This window comes from Synechococcus sp. R6-7 (assembly GCF_047461695.1).
Taxonomy (GTDB): Bacteria; Cyanobacteriota; Cyanobacteriia; order Thermostichales; family Thermostichaceae; genus Thermostichus.
This window is the reverse complement of record NZ_JANSHS010000442.1, coordinates 1-6370: the sequence shown is the minus strand read 5'-3', so window position 1 is coordinate 6370 and position 6370 is coordinate 1. Positions and strand designations below refer to the sequence as shown.

Below are 6370 nucleotides of genomic sequence, written 5' to 3'. Positions count from 1 at the left end.
TGTCGCAGAACCAGGAACCAGAATCCCCTGCCTTTAGCCAGGGGAGTATGACAATTGTGAGACAATGGTAAAGCTGCGCTTTCTGTGCAGCCTCTGGTTCTAATCTGTTCTATCTGGCCAATTAGGGGATAGTATGCTGCACACACTATCTGGCCAATTAGGGGATAGGTCTCCAGCTCTGATCGGGATCCACTGTATCCTGGAGCTTTACGACTGCCCGGCCAAACTTTTGGATGATGCCTCTCTGGTGCAACAGGCTTTGCGGGAGGCAGCGAGACGCTCCAACTCCACCTTTTTGGGAGAGCTGTGCCATTCATTTGAGCCACAGGGGATTACAGCCCTCGCTCTTTTGGGGGAATCCCACATCTCCATTCACACCTGGCCCGAAGCGGGCTACGCGGCGGTGGATGTGTTCACCTGTGGTCGCCACACCCGACCGGAAGCGGCCTGTGAATATCTGATCGACGTGTTTCAAGCGCGACGATATTCCCTGCGCAAGGTGCCCCGCCGCACCGCGCAACCGACACTCCTGGAAGAGGCCCCAGACTCGGCTGAGGTGCTCACCTGTGAAGCGACCCGACGAAGGCGCTGAGATCTTCGCCAATCGCAGCTTTTTCCAAACTGTCATGGGGGCCATCTGTAGGCTGGGTGGGATCCGATTCACCCTAGAGGTCAGTCTATGTTGCTGGAAAAAGCTGTAGCGAGGTGCTTATGAGCAGCCCGAGAAGTTTCTTCTGGGTTCAGGAGTACTTTACCCCTTGGGACTACACCGCCCGTGCCGTCACGCGCATCTTGGCCTACCGAAAAACCCCTTTCCAGGAGATGCTGATCGCCGAGACGGGGGCCTTCGGCAAGGGTCTGATGCTGGATGGGCATTGGCAATCCACTACCGTGGATGAGTTTCTGTACCACGAGGCTTTGGTTCATCCGGCTATGGTGCAGGTTGTCCAAGCGGGCGGGATCCCCCGGCGGGTACTGGTGTTGGGGGGGGCAGAAGGGGCAACGCTGCGGGAGGTGCTGCGTTGGCGCTCGGTGGAGCAGGTGGTGATGGTGGACATCGATGGGGAGGTGGTGGCAGCCTGCCGAGAGCACCTGCCGGAAATGCACCAGGGATCCTTTGAAGATCCGCGGGTGGAGGTGGTGATTGCCGATGCCTTGGATTTTCTCCAAGAAACAGGCCCCATTTGGGATGTGATCCTTTCCGATCTCTCCGATCCCATTGAGTCCGGCCCTGCCTACCGCCTCTTCACCCAGGAGTTTTTCCGCCAGATTCGCTCCAAGTTGCAGCCCGATGGGGCTTTCACCATCCAAGCCGGGCCGACGGGTCCGGTTGAGCTTCATCAACACACCCGCATTGTTCGCACCCTGAAAACGGTGTTTGCCGCTGTGCAGCCCTACTCCATCTATGCCCCCACCTACGGTGGCCCGCTGGGTTTTGCCCTGGCAGCTCAGGATCCCATCCCCTCCAGGCCAGAGCCGGAGCAGATCGACCAGATTCTGAGCCAACAGTTGGATCCCGAGCGAGGGGCACTGCAATTCATCGATGGCATCACCCTTCTGGGCCTCTACCAAGTCCCAGCTCACCTGCGCCGTGCCATTGCCGCCGAGACTGTGGTTTATACCCTGGATAACCCGCCTCGCATTGAATGAGGAGCCATGCAGCGCTCAAAGGGATCCCAGGAGAGTTTGTCTTTGGTGCCATAACTTGGTAGATTCGTGAGCAGCCGAATTTTGCTTCCCTGATGAAAGTCCTGGTTATTGGTGGTGACGGATACTGTGGCTGGGCGACAGCCCTGCACCTATCCAACAGGGGTTATGAGGTGGCCATTCTCGATTCCTACGTCCGCCGCCTCTGGGATCTGCAACTGGGGGTTTCTACCCTGACCCCCATTGCCCAGCTAGAGCAACGGGTGGATCGCTGGAAGGGGCTAACCGGCAAGGACATTCCCATCTTTGTCTGCGACGTTACCAACTACGAAGCCCTGATCTCCTGCATGCGCCGCTTCCCGCCGGAGGCCATTGTTCACTTTGGCGAGCAGCGCTCTGCCCCTTACTCGATGATCAGCCGCGAGCATGCGGTGATGACCCAGGTGAACAACGTGGTGGGCACCTTGAACATCCTCTACGCCATCAAGGAGGAATTTCCCGATTGCCACCTGGTGAAGCTGGGCACCATGGGCGAGTACGGCACCCCCAACATCGACATCGAGGAGGGGTACATCACCATCGAGCACAATGGCCGCAAGGATACCCTGCCCTATCCCAAGCAGCCGGGATCCATGTATCACCTCTCCAAAGTACACGACAGCCACAACATCCACTTCGCCTGCCGCGTGTGGGGCCTGCGGGCCACCGACCTCAACCAAGGGGTGGTATACGGCGTGCTCACAGAAGAAACCGGCATGGACGAGGTGCTGATCAACCGTCTCGATTACGATGGCGTATTCGGCACAGCTCTGAACCGCTTCTGCATTCAAGCGGCCGTGGGCCATCCGCTGACAGTGTATGGCAAGGGCGGCCAGACCCGCGGTTTCCTGGATATCCGCGACACGGTGCGCTGCGTGGAGCTGGCCATTGCTCACCCTGCCGAGCCGGGCCAATTCCGGGTGATGAACCAGTTCACAGAGCAATTTAGTGTTGAGCAACTGGCGTTGCTGGTGCAAAAGGCGGGAGCCACCATGGGCCTGAAGGTGGAAATCAACCACCTGGAGAACCCCCGCGTCGAGCTGGAAGAGCACTACTACAACGCCAAAAACACCAAGCTCCTAGACCTGGGCCTCCAGCCCCACTATCTGTCCGATTCCCTCTTGGATTCGCTGCTCAACTTTGCTCTCAAGTACAAGGATCGGGTGGATGTGCGGCAGATTTTACCCAAGGTGAAGTGGAAAGGTTAACTCTCCAGGCAAGCTTGGGCCAGGCTCAGCCAGCCGCGGGCCAGATTCTCCAGGTCATAGCCCCCTTCTAACCCGAAGACGGTCTTGCGGGTCACCTCCTCCAGGCAGAGGTGGGCCATGCGGCCAAAGTCTTCCGGCTCCAGCAGCATACTGGCCAAGGGATCCCCTTTGGCACAGTCAAAGCCGGCGCTCACCAGCAGCAAATCCGGTTGGAAGGCCCGCAAAAACGGCAAGACCTTCTCATCGAGAGCTTTTTTGTAGACCGACCAGTCTGACCTGGCAGGCAGAGGCACGTTGCAGAGGTTGCCGTGGATCCCGGTTTCCTCGGCCAAGCCCGTGCCAGGGTAGAGGGGAAACTGATGGATAGAGGCATAGGCCAGTTGGGGGTGACGCTCCACCACCGCCTGCGTGCCGTTGCCGTGGTGAACATCCCAATCGAAAATCGCCACCCGCTTCACCCCCGGCTGATCCAGCGCCCACAGCGCCGCAATGGCTGCGTTGCTGAATAAACAAAACCCCATTGCCCGTTCTGGCTCTGCGTGATGCCCAGGCGGACGACACAGCACCAAAGCCGGCTGAGCGGTGGCCAAAACCGAAGCAGAGCCGGCAATCCAAGCTCCCACAGCCAGGCGCGCCGCTTCAAAACTTCTCTCCGAGAGAGCAGTGTCGGCATCAATGTGTCCCCCACCTGCTGTTGCCAACTCAGCCACCTGTTGAATGTGCCGACGCGAGTGTACTCGCTCCAGCTCTGCCAGCTCCGCCAAGGGGGGATCCCGCCATTCCAACTGGTTGGCAAAAGGGGCACCACGCAGCGCCTTAACAATGGACTGCAAGCGAGCCGGACGCTCGGGGTGAAATGGCCCAGTATCGTGGCTGAGGAAAATATCGGAATAGTAAACAGGCAACATGGGCAGAGGCAACAAGCTAAGGCAACGCCTTTGCAGTGTAGCTTAAGCCCGCCCCCTCTATCCGTAGAAGACCTCTGACATGGATCCCGCATAGGGGTCAAGGCCAAAAGAGGCTTGTTGGAGTTTTTGATTGACCACATCCCGCACTACCGACCGCAGCAATTCCAGCTCAGAGGAATTGAGTTGATCGCGGCTGGGACACTCATCGGCAGCCAGCCACATGTAGATGGCGGGGACCCGGTTTAGGATCTGCTGCATCATCGCTTCCCGCTCCCTAGCGTCATGAAACACCTGTTGATGGGGGTGCTCAGTGGAGAGGATAGTTTCCAGTTCTCCCAATGCCAGGTACTCGACGATATTAACCAACATCTTTTCCATGATGAATGTCCCTCCTAAAAATCCCTGTCGCTCTTAAAAACAGACATTAAACAAAAAACGCTGCTTCCCCATCTTCCTCCGCTGCTTTTGGCACCGGATTTTGCCTACAGGCCGACCATTTAAGCCGGTTGCAGTTAAGTCTGCCGTCGGGAAGAAGTTGCGGTTTCGTTCGTAAGATCCTCTTGTGCAGCCAATCCTTGCCTCCTCTATTCGCCTCGTTTGCCTTTCCACTTGCCGCTGAAAGCAGCCAATAGGAGCCATCAGCAGCTGGAAAATCTTTTTGCTGGTATTCAGTACCAACGAAGAATTATCAGCGTTCAAGAGAAACAAGGTAGAGCGTTTAACAAAGACTATAGAAACTCGACTGCAAAAGGCAGGAAGATCTTACTCAGCTATTTGTCATTCACTACCCTAACACGTGACTGTGTAAGAAATTGCGGGAATATTAAGAAACTTACATATTTCTTGACAATTGACTAAAACTTCTGTCTGTCAAGGAGGCCCTGGAAGGCAGTTAAAGAGTTGTAAAGAGCAACTCTTCCCTTGGCTCCAAGACCTGAAGAACTGCCAAATCCAGGGATCCAAAACAAATAGATTTAGCCTGCTATGGGCAGATCGACTCGCTGAGCCTGGATCCAGAAAGACTCTAGGTCATAGTAGTCCCTTTCCTGTTGCATAATCACATGGACAATGAGATCGGCATAGTCGATCAGTATCCAAGAGGCCGATTCCTGCCCTTCGATGCGGCGCGGAGTTTGTTTCCACTCGTCCCAAACCTTTTCCTCAATTGCTCGGGCAATGGCGCGGACTTGCGTAAGCGAGTAGCCGCTGACCAGAAGAAAGTAATCTGCCAAAGTGGAGACTTGGGATACATCCAGCAGAACGATATCGCCACCTTTTTTCTCTTCTGCCGCGCGAGCTGCACTCAGCGCCATGCAATAGATGGGATCCCCAGCAGGGTCAGGCATGAGATGTAGCAACTAAAACCCTCCTGAAACGACTGAGTTAACCTAGGACACCGCTTTTTCTAAAGGATGTAACAAAAAATGATTCCGAGTCATGAGTGTGCGCGGATGAACCACCTGATTCCGGTCTAGCAAAAATTTTAGGCTCAAGTCACATACTCCCACTACGGTTTTAGACAAATCTACAAAAGCCATCTGCCGCAACCGCTCCAATTCTGGGCTGTTGCCCCGATTCGGCTCCAGGGCATCGGCCACGAAAACCACGCAACTGAGGGGATCCATGCCGGGCTGCCCTAGCGTGTGGTTGGCAATGGCCGCCAAAATCTCCGGATCCTGTACCTGAAACTGCTCCCGCGCCACCAGGGATCCCACCTCAGCGTGCAGGATGTGAGGTTCGGCCCGCTCAATTTCATCCAGCTCCCGTTCCTGAGCCACCCTTTGCAACAGTTGCTCCGGCGGGAAAGCCTTGGCCAAGTCGTGCATCAGCCCTGCCCAAGCAGCTTTCTGCTCATCCAGCCCGTAGTGGGCCGCCAGCTGTCGGGCCATCCCCTCTACCCCCAAGATATGGCGGAGGCGAGGAGGAGACACCCGCTCCTGTAGCCAGGCCAACACCTCTTCCCGCCCCAGTTGAGTGCCCATCGCCCTAGTCATTCTGCAGCTTCAGCACGGCCATAAACGCTTCTTGGGGCACATCCACCGTTCCCACCGCCTTCATGCGTTTTTTCCCCTCTTTTTGTTTTTCCAAAAGCTTGCGTTTGCGGGTCACATCTCCTCCGTAGCATTTGGCCAAGACGTTTTTGCGCAGGGCTGGTATGGTTTCACGAGCAATCACCTTAGAGCCAATTGCCGCCTGAATGGGCACTTCAAATTGATGGCGTGGGATCAGCTCCCGTAACTTGGCAACTAGGGAACGGCCTACATAAAAAGCTTTGTCCCGATGCACAATTGTGGATAGAGAATCCACCACATCGCCGTTGATCAAAATGTCCAAACGCACCAAATCATCGGCGCGATAGCCAATCATTTGGTAGTCCATGCTGGCATAACCGCGGGTGCGCGATTTCAACTGGTCGAAAAAGTCGGTGACCACTTCCGCCAGAGGCAGCTCATACACCAGCGTAGTCCGACCCTGCGCCAGATATTTCATGTCTTTAAAAGTGCCGCGTTTGGTCTCACACAGCTCCATCACGGTACCGACAAATTCCTCAGGAAGAATCACCTCTAC

Annotated in this window: 7 protein-coding genes and 1 pseudogene; 3 read left to right on the top strand and 5 right to left on the bottom strand. The window is 55.9% G+C overall.

What is annotated here, in order from left to right; genetic code table 11:
• Window positions 1-133 precede the first annotated feature (133 nt).
• From speD to NW815_RS12380, 3 genes are all read left to right on the top strand, one after another.
• A complete protein-coding gene (speD, locus tag NW815_RS12390) occupies window positions 134-592 on the top strand; it encodes an adenosylmethionine decarboxylase (RefSeq protein WP_414350000.1) in 459 nt (152 codons plus the stop codon).
• A gap of 119 nt (window positions 593-711) precedes the next feature.
• Window positions 712-1650: a fused MFS/spermidine synthase gene (locus NW815_RS12385; protein ID WP_414389763.1), complete on the top strand. Its 939-nt coding sequence runs from the start codon at window positions 712-714 to the stop codon at window positions 1648-1650.
• A 92-nt stretch (window positions 1651-1742) separates the two neighbouring features.
• A complete protein-coding gene (locus tag NW815_RS12380; protein ID WP_011431731.1) occupies window positions 1743-2894 on the top strand; it encodes an NAD-dependent epimerase/dehydratase family protein in 1152 nt (383 codons plus the stop codon).
• Here NW815_RS12380 and NW815_RS12375 read toward each other — a convergent pair.
• The 5 genes and pseudogenes from NW815_RS12375 to NW815_RS12355 form a co-directional block, all read right to left on the bottom strand.
• On the bottom strand, window positions 2891-3802 hold the full coding sequence (locus NW815_RS12375; protein WP_414389767.1) for a histone deacetylase: 912 nt from the start codon (window positions 3800-3802) through the stop codon (window positions 2891-2893). The two genes, NW815_RS12380 and NW815_RS12375, sit on opposite strands and share 4 nt — an antisense overlap.
• A 57-nt stretch (window positions 3803-3859) precedes the next feature.
• A complete protein-coding gene (locus tag NW815_RS12370; RefSeq protein WP_414342999.1) occupies window positions 3860-4180 on the bottom strand; it encodes a hypothetical protein in 321 nt (106 codons plus the stop codon).
• Window positions 4181-4776: 596 nt separating this feature from the next.
• A complete protein-coding gene (gene rsfS, locus NW815_RS12365) occupies window positions 4777-5148 on the bottom strand; it encodes a ribosome silencing factor (protein WP_414389770.1) in 372 nt (123 codons plus the stop codon).
• A gap of 42 nt (window positions 5149-5190) precedes the next feature.
• On the bottom strand, window positions 5191-5784 hold the full coding sequence (gene yqeK, locus NW815_RS12360; RefSeq protein WP_414328665.1) for a bis(5'-nucleosyl)-tetraphosphatase (symmetrical) YqeK: 594 nt from the start codon (window positions 5782-5784) through the stop codon (window positions 5191-5193).
• 4 nt (window positions 5785-5788) lie between these two features.
• Window positions 5789-6370 (bottom strand): annotated as a pseudogene (locus NW815_RS12355) (elongation factor 4); the annotation flags it as partial.